This is a genomic window from Neisseria sp. P0021.S007, from assembly GCF_051956855.1.
Genome location: NZ_JBQCXA010001608.1, coordinates 1 through 455, shown reverse-complemented (window position 1 = coordinate 455; position 455 = coordinate 1). Strand labels below are relative to the sequence as shown.

The window sequence follows — 455 nt, the reverse complement described above, 5'->3', positions numbered from 1 at the left end:
CAAATACCCCATGCGCTATTATTGATATGTAGGTTATTGCGAATCAAAAGACGGTGTTTGTCTTCCATTTTGGCCACTTCACTCGCCAAAAGGCCCAACTCTTCCGCAGCCTCGTGATGGAAATTAGCATTGGCAAAATACAAACCGTTTTCATCAGCCAATAAAGCTTTGCCAGAATTAGACAACTGTTCCAACAATGTAGGCAATTGCTCGTCAGTCAAATGGATATCGTCTGTGCTGATTTCTTCATCACCATACAAAAATTCCAAGCGTTGGAGGCGATACAGTAGGTTCAAAGCGGTATTGATGTCGCTGGTATCCGCCCATGCCAAGATTTTTTCGCTGCTGATGGTTTCAGACGGCTCTGCACGCAACAGGCCATACAATAAAGTTCTGCTGGCACTGGGCGTATCATTTGAAACAGCATAATACGCACCCGCCGGTGTAATCTTAGG

General features: G+C 45.1%; 1 protein-coding gene. It reads right to left on the bottom strand.

The genetic code is table 11. From position 1 onward, the window contains the following. Positions 1 to 455: peptidase M23 (locus ACTHUR_RS20520; RefSeq protein WP_440400640.1), on the bottom strand; the 455-nt coding region annotated here is incomplete at both ends.